The organism is Plantibacter lichenum (assembly GCF_050587525.1).
Lineage (GTDB): Bacteria > Actinomycetota > Actinomycetes > Actinomycetales > Microbacteriaceae > Plantibacter.
On the sequence record NZ_JBOBFT010000006.1, the window covers coordinates 166333 to 183333 of the forward strand.

Genomic DNA, 17001 nt, shown 5'->3' on the forward strand with positions numbered 1-17001 from the left:
AGGGCATACATGCATTTCCTCCTTCGAGCGACTATGGCTATCTCGATCTCACTGACCATGGCTGGGTGCTTTCTGGCGTACCAGGGCATCGACGAAGTGACCTTCAACGGCGCATCCACAGCTGTGGTCGTTCAGGCCATCCCACAGGAGGCGACCCGGGCTGCCACCATCGACGCCATCTCTCGCGCCGCGCAGGAGGCGGACGTCTCGATCGTGAAAGTCACGGCAGATCCAGACGACATCGATCACTCACGCATCATCTCCACTTTCGCCCGCGCCAAACCAGACTTCGCTCCCTTCAGCACCCAACTGCACACGGTGATCAAGCCGATCGCAGAGAGCGCCACCATGGATCTCCGCGGTATCTATCTCATCGATGGCTCAGACGCCCAAGGGAGGGACATAGCTGCGTCGCTGACGAGTGCAGGCTATTCTGCCCAGTCGGAGTCGCGCAGCCCGCAGTCATTCGTTATTGGAAAGTTGTCCCAGAACCCAGCCCTCATGACCATCGGGGTAGCAGGCTTACTCGCGCTCATCCTCGCCCTCGTTTCCGCTTCCAGTCAGGCCCAGAAACGATTGGCGGTGAAAGCTGTACACGGGTTCAGCGAAAACGTCGCCATATTAGGAGAGACAGCGTCGGTGGCGCGCGAGTTTTGTCTCTGGGTCGGTGCGCTTGGGGTCCTCGGAACGGTCGCTCTCTTGTTCGTGAACAGTTGGAATCAGTTCGCGGGCTTCGTAGCGTTCACGCTGCCTGCGGTCGCCGTGCTCTTCTTGCTCACCATCGGGGCTGCAGCGATCTCGCTGTACCTACTGCCTGCCGCAAAGCTCCCTGAACTCCTCAAGGGCAAACGTCCCGTCCTGTATCTCGCTCTCGCCGCTGCTCTCGTTCAGTGCGTCACCACGATCAGCCTGCTCTCCGCTTTCACAAGCGCAAGCGCACAAACACAGATCGCTGCGAAGGCGTCAGCCGAAATCGATCAGTGGCGAGCCTCCACCGATCTCCTGACGCTCCGTTTCTCGCCGAACGTCACCGAACGTTCCTACCAGGCACTGCAGTCCACGTTTCTGGACCTCATCCGCCGATTGGAGCCGACGGGCGGAATCGTTCTGTCCGCCCATCCGTCCGCCATTCGCAACAGCGACTACGGGGCAGATGGCAACAGCATCATCGTCAACAACGAATTCGTTCGTCGGCAGTCGATACTCGATTCGGACGGCCGACCGGTTGAACCTGTTCAGGAGTCGCCGGGGCATCTGACGCTCCTGATACCGGAACACCTCGGCACACGCACCGATGAGATCACCGAGACGTATCGAGCAGAAGCTGGGTTCCAGGCCGAACTCGACGGGCGATCGCCTCCGGCGGTCGACATCGAAGTCATTCTGTTGCGAAGCGGGCAATCAATCTTCAACTTCAGCCAGGACCTCACTCTGCCAGCCCAGCTGGATCCCGTGATCGCTGTGATTCCAGCAGCATCCGGCATACTCTCGCGTGATTTCTATCTCGCGAAGGCAACCTCCGGCGGCGTTCTCGTCAGTGATACATCCGATGCGATGAATCTCCTCCAGAACGAGGGCATCCTCGACTCGCTAGCCTCGATCGACAGTGCGGCCGACTTCGCACTGGATGCGCTCCAGAGTTTGCAGTCCCAGCTGCGGGGGTTGCGCCTCTCTATCGCGTTCACGGCGCTCGTGCTCCTGTTGTCGACAACTGTGCTGGTCGCCGCATACTGCCAAGGACACAAGCAGGCCATCTTCTCCCGGTTCAGCAACGGATGGCCATTCCTCAGCACCCACCGCTGGTTCATCGTCAGCACCACGGCAGGCACCTCTGTTGTGCTCCTCACCAGCCTCGCTTTCGCGCGAACGACCGGCGGGCTCATGTGGGCAACCGTAATTCTCTGCTGCGAAACCATCCTCGTGCTCTCGCTCCTACGCTTCGCTGAGCGACGTCTGCACGGTGACATGATCAAACGCTACTGATGAGGAAGTCAGAATGACCACGACGAAACCGAACTGCTCCGCAATGGACTCCGGCGGGGGCACCCCAGTGATCGCCGCTAACGCCATCGGAAAAACCGTTGATGGTCGGACCATATGGCGCGGTCTCGATTTCGTGCTCGACCGGCCCGGCATGGTTGCACTCACCGGGCCGAGCGGTTCAGGAAAGACGACGCTGCTCAACTGCATCGGCATGCTGGACAGCGTCACCGAGGGCAGTCTGACGCTCGACGACAGGACCATCACGAAGGCATCAGATGCCGCCAGGCGACGCCATTATCGCCGTCGTATTGGGTTCCTGTTTCAGAATTACGGCCTCGTCGAGACGTGGACGGCGAACCAGAATGTGGCCGTGGCCGCCCGCTTCACCGGGCTCGGACGGGAGCGCTCCAACGTCGCCCGTGATGCTGCACTCGCGGTGGTTGGTCTCGAAGGCAGAGGCAAGGCGAAGATCCACGCAATGAGTGGCGGTGAGCAGCAGCGAGTCGCCCTGGCCCGCCTCGTCGTCAAGCGACCCGGCCTCATTCTCGCCGACGAACCGACCAGCGCGCTCGACGACCAGAATGCTGGCATGGTTCTCGATCTGCTCAGACGATTTGCCGACGAAGGTGCGCTCGTTGTGATCGCGACGCACCATGATCGGGTCATCGACCGGTGCGATTCGTTCCTCGCGCTGGAAACGCCCCGACGCGCGTGAAGCACGCCGGGGCGTTGAGCTGGGTGGGGACAGCAGGTCGGGCTCAGCAGGCCCGGGCCAAGCGGGTCTGGCCCCGGGGTCGGTCTCAGTGGGGCGGAGACGCCGCCTGCCGACGCGCGAGCGAGGCACCGGCCGAACGCAGGTGGGTGAGCGGATCGGCCATCGCACCCGCCACCGATCCCGCGAGCTCGGTGAGCGATTCCGCCGCGACGAACATCGGCTCGGTCTCGGCCTGGATGGCGCCGGCGACGAGCATCGTCCGTCCCGCGCCGAGCCCGGCGACGTGCGCCGCGACCTTGCCGTTCGCCGTCTGCGAGTCGTAGCGGCCCTCGCCCGTGATGACGACGTCGGCGTCCGCGATCGCCTCCGGCAGGCCGATCGCGTCGGCGACGCCCGTTGCACCGGACGCGACGGTCGCGCCCCAGAGGAGGAGGCCGTAGCCCGTGCCACCCGCCGCACCCGCGCCTGGGGCGGACGGGGCGGTCGTCGCGGACGGGTCGGACGGGTCGTTCGTCGCGCCGGCCGCGGCCGTGAAGGATGCGAGGTTCGCCTCGAGCTGCTCGACGTCCTCCGCCGAAGCGCCCTTCTGCGGGCCGAAGACCGCAGCGGCGCCGGTCGCGCCGAGGAGCGGGTTGGTGACATCGCTCAGGATGATCGCGCCGTCCGCGGGCAATGCGCGGAGCCCGGAGCGGTCGATGCTGCGCACCCGCCCGAGCTCCCGGTTGCCGGTCCCGACCTCCACACCGTCAGCATCGAGCAGCTTCGCGCCGAGCGCCTGCAGCATGCCGGCCCCGGCATCGGTCGACGCGCTGCCGCCGATCGCGAGGAGGAGCCGCGTCGCCCCCGCGTCGAGTGCCGCGGCGATCGCCTGGCCGAACCCCACCGTGTGCGCATCGAACGGCTGCAGGGGATCGAGCAGATTGATGCCGCTCGTCTCCGCGAGCTCGACGACCGCCGTGCCGTCGGGCAGGAGCAGCCACGACGCATCGACGGGCTCGCCGACAGGTCCCGTGACGGCCACGGTGTGCCGGACCGATGCGGGGACCGCAACCGCGAACGCATCGACCGTGCCCTCGCCGCCGTCCGCCATCGGCAGGATCCGGATGGCGTCCTCCGGATGCACGGACGACCAGCCTGCGGCGATCGCCTCGGCGACCTCGGCCGCCGTGGCGGTGCCCTTGAACGAATCTGGCGCAACGATGATGGTGCGAGCGGTCATGCTCTCAGCATTCCATATCGGACACCTGCCCGACATCGCGTACTCCCCGCGTGCACGACATCGGCCGCCCACCACCCGTGCCCGTTCACAACTCAGGAGAGGCCCGGTGTGTCGCGCCCCAGATGCGGCGTGTCGCGGGTGACACGCCGCATCGCTCCTGAGTTGTGAACACCCCGAAGCAGGAGGGAGGGTATGGCGACGACGCGACGAAGGGGTGCGTCAGTCCTCGTCGGTGCCGGGCTGGAACCACGGCGTGTACGCAGCGACCTTCGTGCGGTGCCCGGCGTCCGCGACCATGCGCTTGACCGTCTCGCGGACGTTGACCGTGCCCACGCCGATGACGAGCACGTCGTCGAACGGCAGCGAGTCGAGCACGAGGACCTCGGCGGCGAGGAGCGCGGTCGTGTCGTCGTCGGACACGAGGCGCTGGATCATCCGCTCGGCGCTCTCCTGATTGGACGCGACGCGCGTGAGGGCACCCGCAGCATCGCCGTCGGTCACGACGACGCCCGTGACGCCGAAGGTCGAGTCGTTCTGCGCGGATGCCGTCGCGGCCTGCACGGTGGTGACGAGGACGACGTAGTCGTTGACGGCCGAATCGGTCGCCTCGGCGGACAGGCGCTCGTCGAACTCCTTGGACCGGACGCGCTCCCAGAGGCTCGCGTCTGGCGAGAGGAAGAACGGGACGAAGTGGGACACCGTCGTGTCGGGGACGCCTGCGACCTCGGTCGTGCGGCGGCGCTCGCGCTGTGCGTCGGAGGAGATGTCCACGGCGGGCTCGTCCGTCCACGCATCGCTGCGATCGGCGAACACACGACCGGATTCGAGGATGCCCACGAGGTTGCGGATGTGGGTCACGTGGTAGAGGCGCTGCTTGCCGACGTCGACGCGCGGCAGCTTCGTGGCGACGGGCGCGCGCACGGCGGGAGGCGTCTGGGCCTTCGGCTCACGGAGCGAGGTCGTGCCCATGAGCGAGCTGCGGGGCGCACGACGCGTGGTCGTGGTGACGGGGGCGGGAGTAGAGATGGCGGGGCTCGTCTTGGGGAAGCAGCTCGCGCAGAGCTTGCCCTCGAAACCGTGGATGCATTCGTCGCTCAAGGCAGACCTTTCGGGGTGCAAGGCTCGCCCATTCGCCGGGGGAAACGAATGTGGGAGGGATGGTGACGAGCCGGTCTTCCAAGCGTACGCGTCTCGGAGGGCTCGGGTGTCACGTTCTCGGTCGTCGGGACGGGCGAGTGATGCGATGTGCACGCTCACGGCGTCGCGAGAGCCGCCACCTCCCGACATCGGAAACGTTGCCTGAGCCTCCACATCCCGAGCCCGAGGCGCTGCGACTGCGCCGTTCCCGGCATCCGATCACACCCGGGACGACGGAGACTCCGCGACCGTTCGCACGACGGGTTCCGGTCGCACCGTGACCCTTCGAGCGACGATGACCGCCGCGATGCCGGCGATCGCCGCGACCGCGAAGCATCCCGCGAACGGCAGCCCTCCCCCGATCCCGAGCGGATCCGGCGCCGTGTCGAGCGCCGCGAACACGACGCCCGTGGCTGCGAGCGCGAGCGCCCCGCCGACGGCGTCGCCGATCGACATCGCGGACGAGTTGAAGCCCTGCGTGTCCGGTTCCGAGTAGGCGAGCGTCATGACGCTCATCCGCGGGAACATGAGGCCCATGCCGCCGCCGCTGACGACCCAGCCGATCATGAGGACCGCGGGCGGCAGGTCTGCGAGCGCCGCGGTGAACGAGGTGATGACCGCCACGAGGACGAGGATCGTTCCGATCTGCAGCGCCGTCGCGTTCGTGAGCCGGTCGCCGAGGCGTCCCTGCAGCCACGAGCCGATCGCCCACGCGACCGCGCCGCCCGTGAGCGCGAGGCCCGCGAACGCCGGGGTGAGACCGTGCTCGCGCGTCAGCAGGTACGGCAGATACACCTCTGTTCCGAAGAAGGCGGCCGATGCGAGGCCGCGGGCGAGGACGACGGTCGGCAGCCCGCGGCGGGCGCGGAACGTGCCGACGGGCAGCAGTGGCCGGACCGTGACGAGCGCGACGACACCGCCGATGATCGGCAGGATCCAGAACGCGGGACCCTCGAGATCCGCCGCCACGTTGATCACGAGCACGCCCACGGCGACCGCGACCGCCCACACGAGGCGCGACAGCTCCCACGGCGGCCGCACGGCATCGGGATCCTGCGACCCCCAGAGCAGCCGGAGGGCCGGGAACACCATGACGGTCGCGATCGCGACGAGGCCGACGACGCCGAGGAACACCCAGTGCCAGCTGAACACCTGCGCCACGACGCCCGCGACGAACGGGCCGATGAGCGACGGCACGACCCACGCGGCGGCGAATCCCGCGAAGATCTTGCGGTGCAGATCCGGCGGGTAGAGGCGCGCGACCATGACGTAGAGGGCCACGGTCATCGCACCGCCGCCGAGCCCCTGGACCAGGCGGCCCGCGACGAGCACCCACATCGATTCCGCGAGCCCCGCGAGGAGGAGACCGACGATGAACAGGGCGATCGACAGGATAAGCGGCTTCACGGGGCCTGAACGATCCGACCAGTTGCCAGCCGTGACCATGCCGATGACGCCGACCGCGAGCGGACCCGCGAAGGCGAGCGCGTAGAGGTTCGCGCCGTCCAGTTCGACGCTCACGACGGGCATGATCGTCGTGACGGCGAGCGACTCGAACGCGCTGAGGAAGACGAGTGCACAGGCGCCGATCGTCACCCAGAGGAGCGCCGGGCTGAAGATGCTCGTCGGCGGTTTCGCGAAGGGGATCGGGATCGCCTGGGTCGTCGGCTGCGGGTCGACGACCCGCCGGGAGTCTGCGCCCTGCTGGGCGTCTGCGCCCTGCCGCGCACCTGCGCCCGGCTGCGCCCCGGATTCGGCCTGGTCGTCGGAACCGCTCCGGTCGTCGGGGGTGCTGGAAACGGAGGAGTCGACGGTCATCCCCTCAGCCTAGGATCTCATGTGTACTTGAGATCAACTCGGGGACGGTGCGGGCTGCAGCACGGAACTCGTCGTCATCGTGCACCTCTCACCGCCCGCCACCCGCGGGCTGGTCGACGGCGGCAGACCCGTCAACATCAGCAGTCCCATCGATGTCGGCGGCCCCAGCGACATCAGCAATCCCGACGACATCGGCGATCGCATCGGCATCGTCCCGCCCGCGCCTCCGTCGTGTGCGCGCCCGCGACCGTTTGGCCGCACTCACGACGATCGCGACCACCGCGAACGAAGCAGGGACGACGAGCGCGACACCCGCGAGGACGAGCAGCCCCGCAACGAGCACCGCCGAGACGACGGCCATCCACCAGCCCGCGCTCCATCGGGCGAGGAGTCGCAACGCCGCAACCACGCCCAGCGCGTACACCGAGATCATCGAGCTCGTGTGGATGAGGACGAACGGTTCGAGGCCGCCGCCCGTCACCCAGACCGCCGAGAGGTAGACGAGCGCGAGCGCACCGACGAGGAGGAGCGCCCTGCGAGGGATGCCGCCGCTCTCGGAGCCCTTCGCGAACCAGCGCGGGAGGTCGCCATCGCGGCCGAGCGCCGAACCGAGCTTCGCGAACGCACCCGCGTAGGCGTTGAGCACACCGACCGCGACGATGACGGCGACGATCGTGACGGCGATGCGGCCCGCGCCCGGGACGCTCGCGTCGACGAGATCGAGCAGCGGAACCGACGACGACCCGGCTCGTTCACCGAGCACCGTGACCGTCACGAACTGGAGCGACAGATAGGCCAGTCCCACGACGGCGACCGCGATCGCCGTGGCCCATGGGATCGTTCGACGCGGATTCCGGAACTCCCCCGCGATGTGCGTGACGGCCTCCCACCCGGCGAACGCCCACACGTACAGGCTGATCGCGAGGGCGACGCCAGACCAGCCGTTCGGGAGGAACGGTCGCAATTGCACGGTGTCGACTTCTGGCGCGGAAACGAGCACGACGCCGACTACCAGGACGACGAGCGCGCCCGTCAGGACGAGCTGGACGGGGCCGGCGAGCTTCAGCCCGAACGCGTTCGACGCGAACGGCGGGACGAGGATGGCGAGAGCGACGAGGTACACGTGCCAGGGCGCTCCTCCGAGACTCGCGACGACGTACTGCGCGCCGAGGATCGCGACGACCGGGCTCCCGACGCACACGCCGAAGAAGAACCAGTAGCCGGTCATCCGTGCTGCCGTCGGGCCAAGGGCGATGCGGACGTAGTGGGCGACGCCGCCGGAATCCGGATGACGCGACGCGAGGGCGGCGAACGTGCCGGCGAGCGGGATCGAGAGCAGTAGGACGGCGGCGACGGCGACGATGGATGCCGGTCCCGCCGCTTTCACGGCGAGCGCCGGCAGCAGGAGGATCCCGGTGCCGAGGACGGCGGCCGTGTACAGGGCCGCCCCGAGCGTGAGCCCGATCGTACCCGTCTGCGGTGCGACTGCTGCGTCATGCGGCGCGGGCACCGCTCCCGCGCCGGCATCGCGCACGGTCGGGGCCGACTCGACAGACTGCTCAACGCTCATGCGTCAAGCGTGGCGTGCGCGGATCGCTTTCGCCGCTGGCAGCCCAGCCGACCTCCATCGCTTTCCTGCCATCCCTGCCCGTCTCTCGCTGACGCGCGTCCGACCCTCATCCGACCCGCATTCCGCCGCTCCGCATCCGCCCAGCCGTTTTCACAATTCCGGAAAACGTGTGACAGGAGTGACGAAATCGGCCGAATTCGCCCAAGTAAGCGCCTTCCGCCCCAACTTCTCCGGAATTCCGAACAGTCCTCCATCACCACCGGGGTTGCAGAATTCAGGATGGTTTGCAGAATTCAGGACGATCGGACGGCGAGTCGGCCGAGATCATCCTGAATTGTGCAGATGTTCCTGAATTGTGCAACCACGGGGCGGGCAGCGCACGGGACGCGGCGCGGCGCCCTACTTCGAGAGCTTCGCGAGCGCGCGATCGAGATCCGCGATGAGGTCCTCGACGTCCTCGATGCCGACCGACAGCCGCACGACGTTCTCGGGAACCTCGAGCTCGGTGCCCTTGACCGACGCGTGCGTCATCTCGGACGGGTAGCCGATGAGCGATTCGACGCCGCCGAGCGACTCCGCGAGGCTGAACAGCTTCGTCTTCTCCACGAAACGGCGCGCGGCCTTCGGACCCGCCTTGAGCGCGAGCGACAGCATCCCGCCGAAGCCCGACATCTGACGCTTCGCGAGCTCGTGGCCGGGGTGTGACGGCAGGCCCGGGTAGTAGACGGCCTCGATCGCCGGGTGCCCGACGAGGTGCTCGGCGATCGCCTGCGCGTTGAGGCTGTGCTGGCGCATCCGCACCGACAGCGTCTTGATGCCGCGGGTCGTGAGCCATGCGTCCATCGGTGCGGACACGGGTCCTACTGCGAACTGCAGGAAGCCGACCTGCTCGGCGAGTGCGTCGTCGTTCAGGACGAGCGCGCCACCAAGGACGTCCGAGTGCCCGCCGAGGTACTTCGTGGTCGAGTGGACGACGACGTCGGCGCCGAGCGCGAGCGGGTTCTGCAGCGCGGGCGAGGCGAAGGTGTTGTCGACGACGACCGTGATCCCGGCGGCGTGACCGATCTCGGCGAGCTCTGCGATGTCGCTGATCTTCATGAGCGGATTGCTGGGCGTCTCGACCCACAGGATCTTCGTGCGGCCGGGGATGATCGCCTTCTGCACGGCAGCGAGGTTCGACATCTCGACGGTCGTGTTCTCGACGCCCTGCGCACCGTGCACACGGTTGATGAGGCGGTGGGTGCCGCCGTAGACGTCGTTGCCGAGGACGATGTGATCGCCCGACTTCACGAGCGCACGGATGAGCGTGTCCTCTGCGGCGAGGCCGGATGCGAAGGAGAGGCCGTGCTTGCCGCCTTCGAGCGCGGCGAGCTGCGTTTCGAGGGCCGATCGGGTCGGGTTGGCGGAGCGGCTGTACTCGTAGCCGCCACGCAGCTTGCCGACGCCTGCCTGCACGAACGTGGAGGTCTGGTAGATCGGCGGGATGATGGCGCCCGTGCTGGGGTCGAACGCCTGACCGGCGTGGATGGTGCGGGTGGCGAATCCGTGCTGCTTCTTGCTCATGCTTCGAATCTCTTTTCAGAATTCAGGAACATCCGCACAATTCAGGATGTTTGGGGCTCGGATTTCGCATTCCGGTCCTGAATTGTGCCAGGAGTCCTGAATTCTGAAACCACGAGGGTGGGAGAGGAGGAGGTGAGGAGGGGCCGGACGAGGCCGGACCGCTAGTGGGAGAGGTAGGTCAGCAGGTCGTGGCGCGTGATGACGCCGATCGGCTTGCCGTCCTCCGTCACGAGCAGGGCGGGCGAGACGCCGAGCGCGGCACGAGCGGAGGCGACCGACTCGCCCAGCCCGATGAGGGGCAACGGGTCGCCGACGAATCCGCTCACGGCATCGCTCATCTCGGCGCTGCCGCTGAACACGCTGTCCATGAGGCTCGCCTCATCGATCGCCCCGACGACCTCGCCCATGACGACGGGCGGTTCCGCGGTGATGACGGGCAGCTGCGAGACGCCGAACTCGGTCATGACGTTGACGACGTCGCGCACGGTGTCGCTCGGGTGCGCGTGGACGAGGTCCGGAAGCGCGCCCGTCTTGGCCTTGAGGATGTCGCCGACGGTGCGATCGTCCGAGATCTCGCTGAACCCGTAGGAGCGCAGCCAGCCGTCGTTGAAGATCTTGCCGAGGTAGCCGCGACCGCCGTCCGGCAGCAACACGACCACAACGGCCGATGCGGGGAGGTCACGAGCCGCGACGAGGGCGGCCTGCACGGCCATGCCGCTCGATCCGCCGACGAGCAGTCCCTCTTCACGGGCGAGGCGACGGGTGAGCGCGAACGATTCGGCATCGGTCACGGCGATCACGTCGTCGACGACCGACGGGTCGTAGGCGGCCGGCCAGAAGTCCTCTCCGACCCCCTCGACGAGGTACGGGCGACCGGTGCCGCCCGAGTAGACGGAGCCTTCCGGGTCCGCACCGATGATGCGGACGGCGCCGTCGGAGATCTCCTTCAGGTACTTGCCCGTCCCGGAGATCGTCCCCCCTGTGCCGACGCCGGCGACGAAGTGGGTGATCTCGCCGTCGGTGTCGCGCCAGATCTCCGGACCGGTGGTCTCGTAGTGGCTGCGCGGCCCGTTGGGATTCGCGTACTGGTTGGGCTTGAAGGCGCCGGGGATCTCAGCCGCGAGGCGGTCGGAGACGGAGTAGTAGGAGTCGGGGTGGTCGGGGGCGACCGACGTCGGGGTGACGACGATCTCCGCGCCGTACGCCGTGAGGACGTTGCGTTTGTCCTCGCCGACCTTGTCCGGCAGGACGAAGACGCACCGGTAGCCGCGCTGCTGGGCGACGAGCGCGAGGCCGACACCCGTGTTGCCGGAGGTCGGTTCGACGATCGTGCCGCCCGGCTTCAGCTGGCCCGAGGCCTCCGCTGCATCGATGATGCGTGTGGCGATGCGGTCCTTCGAGGAACCGCCGGGGTTCAGGTACTCCACCTTCACGAGGACGGTGGCTGCGATGCCCTCCGTCACCCGGTTCAGCTTCACGAGCGGCGTGTTCCCGATGAGGTCGAGAATGGTCGATGCGTATTTCATGTTTTCAGTTCCTGTCAGAGGCGTCGACGCCACGGGATGCGGTGGCGGACACGGGGTCGCTGGACGAGTGTGGGGTCAGCGACGACAACAGGAACGCGAGGGAATGGAAAGCATGCCAGCAGCTTATCGCGGCGGCATGGATTCCGCTCGGGAACGTCGCGATGCGGTGATCGGACGGCCGCGAGACTGCGATGGGACGTCCGCGAGACGCTGGCGATGCGAGGTGGGCCCGGTGCACGCCCGCGCCGTTGCCTAGAATCGGGGTATGTCCGTCTCGCGTCTGTCCGCACTCGCGCAGGACTATCTCAAGGCCATCTGGAGCGCCACCGAGTGGTCCGACGAGCCGGCGACGGTCAAACACCTCGCCGATCGGATGGGCGTGCGCCCCGCGACCGCATCGGATGCCGTCAAACGTCTCGCCGCGCAGGGCTTCGTCGTCCACGAACCGTACGGGAGCATCGAGTTGACCGATGCCGGTCGTGTGCACGCCGTCGCGATGGTGCGCAGGCACCGGCTGATCGAGACGTTCCTCGTGGAGCTCCTCGGCTACGGCTGGGACGAGGTGCACGACGAGGCGGAGATCCTCGAGCACGCGGTGAGCGACACGATGATCGAACGCATCGACACGGCCCTCGGGCACCCGTCGCGTGATCCGCACGGTGACCCGATCCCGTCCGCGGACGGCACGCCGCATCGCCCGGACGCGGTCCAGTTGAGCCTCGCACCGGTCGGTTCCGCGCTCACGGTGGTCCGGTTCTCCGACGCCGATCCCGACACGCTCCGGCACCTGTCCGCTCACGGTCTCGCGCTCGACACGCTCCTGCGGGTCGACGCGCATCGGCCGTTCGCAGGTGAACTGAGTCTGCAGCTCTCGGGCCAGGACTCGCCGGTCGTCCTCGGCAGCGTCGCGGCCGACGCCGTCTGGGTCACCGTCGGCGCCTGAGCCCCCGCGCCGGAGACGCTCGCGCCCGCCCCGCTTGGCAGGAGGCGCGCAGGGGCGTCGCGATAGACTACGCCCGTGGAAATCCTGGATCGCGGCGTGCAGACGACGAGTGACCGGACGCTCGGAATCGACGCGTACGAGCGCATCCTCGCGCTCATCATGAGCAACGAGATCCCGCCGGACGCACGCATCAACATCGACCGTCTCGCCCTCCGCCTCGAGGTCTCGGCGACGCCCGTCCGTGAAGCGCTCACGCGTCTCGAAGACGACGGACTCGTCGCCAAGACGCACCTCAAGGGCTACCGGACCACGGCGATGCTGACCGCTCAGCAGCTCGACGACCTCTACGGCCTCCGCCTGCTCCTCGAACCGGCGTCCGCCGCGACGGCCGCCGAGCGAGGATCGGACGAGGACATCGCTGCCCTCCAACAGGAACTCGACAGCTACGTCGGCACGCCTGCCCCGGACTCCGCGCAGAGCTACGCACGCTTCAGCGAGCACGATGCCAGGCTGCACGCGCTCATCGTCCGCGCGGCCGGCAATCCCGCCGTCTCGCACGCGCTCGAACGCACCCACTTCCACCTGCACGCGTTCCGGCTCTCCTACGATCAGCCGGCCGCTGTGACGACCTCCGATGAGCACGCACGCATCGTCGCGGCGATCGTCGCGCGAGACGCCGATGCCGCATCGGCCGCGGTCCGCGAGCACCTCGAGGCCTCGCGCAAGCGGTTCCTGCCGCGCGCGCCCGTGCCGCCCGCCGCCGACTGAGTCGTCCGCTCGCCGTCGTTCCACGCTCAGTCCCCACCACGACCCACGCGCACATCCTCCGTTTCAGGAAGAGGGAGACGTCGAGCGCACCCTGGGCTCGGCACAGCGCTCCTCCGGAGAACGGAGGACCCGGTGGAGGATGTCGAGGGCGAGGGCCAGGTCGTCGGCGCCGCCCGCCTCGTGTCCGTTGTGCGGCCAGACCGCCAGGTGCTTCTCGGCCGCATAGGCGTCGAACGCGGCGAGCACGGTGCGCGGGGTGCTGATGTCGTCGAGCAGGCCGACCGACAGGTGGCCCGGCGCGGTCGCCCGCTTGGCGAAGGTGACCCCGTCGAAGTAGGCGAGCGTCTCCTGGAAGGCTGCGGCGTCGTATCGCCGCATCGCGAACAGCGCCAGGAGTTCCGTGATCGGCCCGGATCGGGTGTGCGCGATCGCCTCCGGGAAGTCGCACAGGAACGGCGCCTGCGCGAGCACGGCCGCGAGGCCCGGGACGAGACCGCCGACGGCGAGCGCGATGCCGCCGCCCTGACTGTTCCCGATGACGGCGACGCGCGCGGCATCGACGATCTGCAGCGTACGAACGGCGTCGACCGCCCGGACCGCGTCGGTGTACACGCGCCGATACGTGTACCGCTCCTTGTCGGCGAGGCCGCGCGTGATGAAGCCGCCGCCGGAGGGGCCGCTCCCGACCGGGTCGGCCGTCACGCCGGAGCCCTGCCCGCGCGTGTCCATGGTGAGGTGGACGAAGCCGGCGCTCGCGATCGCGAGGTCGTCGAGCGGGTTGCCACGACCGGCGCCGTAGCCGGTGAAGTGGACGACCGCGGGCAGCCGCTCATCGCGTTCGAGCGTTCCTGCCGGTGCTCGGAGCCAGCCGTGGATGCGATGGCCGCCGAAGCCGCGGTAGCTGAGCTCGTAGACGTCGATCGTCCGCAGGCCGGTCGGCACGGGTTCGAGCGCGACGTCGATGTCGAAGGCTCGCGCGGCATCGATGGTGGTGCGCCAGAACTCGTCGAAGTCGGCCGGTTCGATCTGGGCGCTGCGCACCTCCCGCAGCTCGGGCGGGAGCCGGTCGAGGCTCATCGAGAGCCGTCCGCGACGAGCGCCGCGGAGGCGTCTCGAACCGGGGTGTCATCCCGTCTGGAGCCGGCATCCGGCACGCTGTCGTCCGCCGCCCGCACCTCGATCGCGGCCCCGAGGAGGTCGACCGACTCCCCCACCCCGATGCAGACGACCCGCCGCACGCCGCCGCCCACGATCACGACGTCGGCACCGGCATCACCTGCCAGGCGTCGTACGGTCGCCCGGACGATCACGCCGCCCGCCCATTCGACGTCGACCGCGAGCCCGCCCCGCGCTCGCACGCCGCGCACCGATCCCTCCGACCAGGCGGAGGGCAGCGCGGGCAGCAGCCGCACGGCGTTCGACTCGCTCTGCACGAGCATCTCGACGATGCCCGCCACGAAACCGTAGTTGCCGTCGATCTGGAACGGCGGGTGCGTGCTGAAGAGGTTGGGGAGCAGCCCGCCCCACTCGGAGCCGTCGACGGGGGCGAAGCGATGCGCGTCGCGCGTGAACGGCTCGGTCGCCTCCCGGAGGAGGGATCGTGCCGTCTCGCCGTCGCCGAGACGGGCGCGCAGGGCGATCTTCCACGCCCACGACCAGCCCATCGCCCCGGGTCCACGACGGTCCAGAAGCGCTGCGGCGGCTTCGGCGAGCTCCGGCGACTCCGCCGGATCGAGCGTTCCGAGCGGGTACAGGGCGACCATCTGCGACATGTGTCGGTGCTGCGGGTGCTCCTCGACGTGGTCGACGTCCCACTCCTGCAACCAACCGCCGGCCGTGATCTGCAGCGGCCTCAGGCGGAGCATCGCCGCGTCGACCCTGGCCAGCAGCTCGCCGCCCTCTCCCAGCACACGGCCGGCGTCGAGCACGTTGCCGAAGAGCTTCCGGAAGAGTTCGAGGTCCATGGGCGAGGAGTCGCCGAGCGATTCCGGATGCCCGTCCGGCCCGAGGAAGGTGTTCTCCGGCGACGTCGACGGGCTCGTCCGCAGCCAGCCGTCGTCGCCGTCGTCGATGAGCCAGGACAGCGCGAACTCCGCAGCGCCGACCAGGAGCGGCCACGCCTGATCGCGCAGGAACTCCAGGTCGTGGGTGAACTCCCAGTGCTGCCACAGGTGGTCGGACAGCCACGTGCCGCCGAGCATCCAGATCGCCCAGCCGGGATCGCCGTGCCCGTTGCCCACCGGCAGCGCCCAGCCCCACAGGTCGGTGTTGTGGTGGACGACCCAGCCGCGCGCTCCGTACAGTTGCTCGGCGACCGCGGCGCCGTTCCTGGATGCGTGGCCGAGGAGGTCCATGAGCGGCAGGTGGCACTCGGCGAGGCCGGCGGTCTCGGCACCCCAGTAGTTCATCTCCGTGTTGATGTTGACGGTGTAGTTCGAGGACCACGCGGCGCGCAGCTGATCGTTCCAGATCCCCTGCAGGTTGGCGGGCGGCCCGCCCGGACGCGACGCCGATGCGAGCAGGTACCGGCCGAACTGCACGAGCACCGTCGCCTGCAGGCCGTCGTCCTCACCGAAGACCTCGGTCGCCACGTCGAAGGTCCCGGCGCGGCGGCTGCCGACGGTCACGGTCGTCGCGCCGAGCAACGGACGGATGTCGGCGAGGTGCGCGTCGAGGATCGCGACCGGTCCGCGCGCGGCGGCGTCGACCGCCCGCTCCTCGGCTTCCGCGAGGCGCGCAGGGCGCTGGGAGGAGTCGAGGGAGAGGTCGTCGCCTCGCCACCAGTGGAGTGCGTTCGTCGAACTCGCAAGGGTGATGAACACCTCCGTCGCGCGCTCGACGACGAGGGAGTCGCCCACGGCTCTGGACGTGCCGTCGGTCGCGACCGCGACGGCCGCCGCGGCGAAGGGGTCGAAGCGGCGAGGACGACCGGATGCGTCGGTGCCGTCGATCTCCACGTCTCCATCGCCCCAGGTGAACGCGGGGGTCTCCTCCTCATGGAGCGGCGCGCCGTCGATCGGGACCTCCACGGCGAGGCGGAGGAGTCCCGGTTCCGCGTCGAGGCCTGCCGATCGGAGCGGCGTGGACAGGCCGACGGTCACGTCGATCGGTCGGTCCGACTCGATCCGAACGCACAGGACACCCGCCGGATGCGATGCCCAGGTGCGACGGCGCACGTTCACGCCGCCGGCCGTGAAGTGTTCCAGGACCACCGCGTCGTCGAGGTCGAGGATGCGCTCGCCACCGCCGTCCGCAGCCGCGTCATCGCCCGAATCGCCAGTCGTCGCATCAGCATCAACACCGCTCGGCGCGACCTCGATCGACAGGTCGACGAACGGCAGGAATTCCTGCGTGTAGGAGCCCTCGAACGCCATGAGGAGCGACTCCGCGGTGCGGTAGTCGCCTTCGGCGAGCGCCGCGCGCACGGCGGCGAGACGGTCCGGTCCGGCTCCGCCTTGGACGACCCGGTTCAGCTCGAGCGCCGGCCCGGCAGGCGTGCCGGACCACACGGTCGCGTCGTTCACCTGGATGCGAGCGGACCGGCCTCCGCCGAACACCATCCCGCCGAGCAGTCCGTTGCCGACGGGCACCGCCTCGTTCCAGTCGCGGGCGGGCTCCGGCCAACTCAGACGCAGGTGGCCTGAGACCTCCTCGGCCGTGTGGTCCTGGCTCGCTTCCGGGCGTGCGTCGGCGGGTTCTGCAGTGCTCATCCGGAGGAATCCTTCTCGTCATCGAGTGTGGTGACGGATGTCCTCCGCC

At 68.7% G+C, this 17001-nt stretch carries 12 protein-coding genes; 4 read left to right on the forward strand and 8 right to left on the reverse strand.

Features of this window, described 5'->3' with window-relative positions; all coding sequences use genetic code 11:
* Positions 1 to 33: 33 nt before the first annotated feature.
* Complete coding sequence (locus tag ACQ3HB_RS10255; protein WP_430919946.1) at positions 34 to 1983, forward strand: hypothetical protein; 1950 nt, start codon at positions 34 to 36, stop codon at positions 1981 to 1983.
* 13 nt (positions 1984 to 1996) lie between these two features.
* Complete coding sequence (locus tag ACQ3HB_RS10260) at positions 1997 to 2698, forward strand: ABC transporter ATP-binding protein (protein WP_430919947.1); 702 nt, start codon at positions 1997 to 1999, stop codon at positions 2696 to 2698.
* An 85-nt stretch (positions 2699 to 2783) separates the two neighbouring features.
* Here the strand turns inward: ACQ3HB_RS10260 and ACQ3HB_RS10265 are convergent, their stop codons facing one another.
* The 6 genes from ACQ3HB_RS10265 to ACQ3HB_RS10290 form a co-directional block, all read right to left on the reverse strand.
* Positions 2784 to 3917 (reverse strand): glycerate kinase, encoded by a 1134-nt coding sequence (locus ACQ3HB_RS10265; RefSeq protein WP_430919948.1) that lies wholly within the window; start codon positions 3915 to 3917, stop codon positions 2784 to 2786.
* A 219-nt stretch (positions 3918 to 4136) separates the two neighbouring features.
* Positions 4137 to 5015 (reverse strand): DarT ssDNA thymidine ADP-ribosyltransferase family protein, encoded by an 879-nt coding sequence (locus ACQ3HB_RS10270; RefSeq protein ID WP_430919949.1) that lies wholly within the window; start codon positions 5013 to 5015, stop codon positions 4137 to 4139.
* Between the two features lie 258 nt (positions 5016 to 5273).
* Positions 5274 to 6872, reverse strand: coding sequence for an MFS transporter (locus tag ACQ3HB_RS10275; protein WP_430919950.1), 1599 nt, complete (start codon positions 6870 to 6872; stop codon positions 5274 to 5276).
* Positions 6873 to 6960: 88 nt separating this feature from the next.
* Complete coding sequence (locus ACQ3HB_RS10280) at positions 6961 to 8442, reverse strand: APC family permease (RefSeq protein ID WP_430919951.1); 1482 nt, start codon at positions 8440 to 8442, stop codon at positions 6961 to 6963.
* A 399-nt stretch (positions 8443 to 8841) separates the two neighbouring features.
* Positions 8842 to 10005 (reverse strand): cystathionine gamma-synthase, encoded by a 1164-nt coding sequence (locus tag ACQ3HB_RS10285; protein WP_430919952.1) that lies wholly within the window; start codon positions 10003 to 10005, stop codon positions 8842 to 8844.
* 161 nt (positions 10006 to 10166) lie between these two features.
* Complete coding sequence (locus ACQ3HB_RS10290; RefSeq protein WP_430919953.1) at positions 10167 to 11531, reverse strand: cystathionine beta-synthase; 1365 nt, start codon at positions 11529 to 11531, stop codon at positions 10167 to 10169.
* A 265-nt stretch (positions 11532 to 11796) separates the two neighbouring features.
* On the opposite strand from ACQ3HB_RS10290, the gene ACQ3HB_RS10295 reads away from it, so the two are divergent.
* A complete protein-coding gene (locus ACQ3HB_RS10295; protein WP_430919954.1) occupies positions 11797 to 12474 on the forward strand; it encodes a metal-dependent transcriptional regulator in 678 nt (225 codons plus the stop codon).
* Positions 12475 to 12549: 75 nt separating this feature from the next.
* A complete protein-coding gene (locus ACQ3HB_RS10300) occupies positions 12550 to 13242 on the forward strand; it encodes a GntR family transcriptional regulator (protein WP_430919955.1) in 693 nt (230 codons plus the stop codon).
* Between the two features lie 63 nt (positions 13243 to 13305).
* On the opposite strand, the gene ACQ3HB_RS10305 is transcribed toward ACQ3HB_RS10300, so the two are convergent.
* Complete coding sequence (locus tag ACQ3HB_RS10305) at positions 13306 to 14319, reverse strand: acetylxylan esterase (protein WP_430919956.1); 1014 nt, start codon at positions 14317 to 14319, stop codon at positions 13306 to 13308.
* Positions 14316 to 16952, reverse strand: a complete 2637-nt coding sequence (locus ACQ3HB_RS10310; RefSeq protein ID WP_430919957.1) for a glycosyl hydrolase family 95 catalytic domain-containing protein — start codon at positions 16950 to 16952, stop codon at positions 14316 to 14318. Before ACQ3HB_RS10310 ends, ACQ3HB_RS10305 begins: the two co-directional genes overlap by 4 nt.
* Positions 16953 to 17001 lie beyond the last annotated feature (49 nt).

Bases quoted from the DNA above. Each gene is read 5' to 3' on its own strand.
- ACQ3HB_RS10305 (WP_430919956.1), bottom strand. From the start codon at position 14,319: ATGAGCCTCGACCGGCTCCCGCCCGAGCTGCGGGAGGTGCGCAGCGCC.
- ACQ3HB_RS10275 (WP_430919950.1), bottom strand. From the start codon at position 6,872: ATGACCGTCGACTCCTCCGTTTCCAGCACCCCCGACGACCGGAGCGGT.
- ACQ3HB_RS10295 (WP_430919954.1), top strand. From the start codon at position 11,797: ATGTCCGTCTCGCGTCTGTCCGCACTCGCGCAGGACTATCTCAAGGCC.
- ACQ3HB_RS10290 (WP_430919953.1), bottom strand. From the start codon at position 11,531: ATGAAATACGCATCGACCATTCTCGACCTCATCGGGAACACGCCGCTC.
- ACQ3HB_RS10285 (WP_430919952.1), bottom strand. From the start codon at position 10,005: ATGAGCAAGAAGCAGCACGGATTCGCCACCCGCACCATCCACGCCGGT.
- ACQ3HB_RS10265 (WP_430919948.1), bottom strand. From the start codon at position 3,917: ATGACCGCTCGCACCATCATCGTTGCGCCAGATTCGTTCAAGGGCACC.
- ACQ3HB_RS10260 (WP_430919947.1), top strand. From the start codon at position 1,997: ATGACCACGACGAAACCGAACTGCTCCGCAATGGACTCCGGCGGGGGC.
- ACQ3HB_RS10310 (WP_430919957.1), bottom strand. From the start codon at position 16,952: ATGAGCACTGCAGAACCCGCCGACGCACGCCCGGAAGCGAGCCAGGAC.
- ACQ3HB_RS10280 (WP_430919951.1), bottom strand. From the start codon at position 8,442: ATGAGCGTTGAGCAGTCTGTCGAGTCGGCCCCGACCGTGCGCGATGCC.
- ACQ3HB_RS10255 (WP_430919946.1), top strand. From the start codon at position 34: ATGGCTATCTCGATCTCACTGACCATGGCTGGGTGCTTTCTGGCGTAC.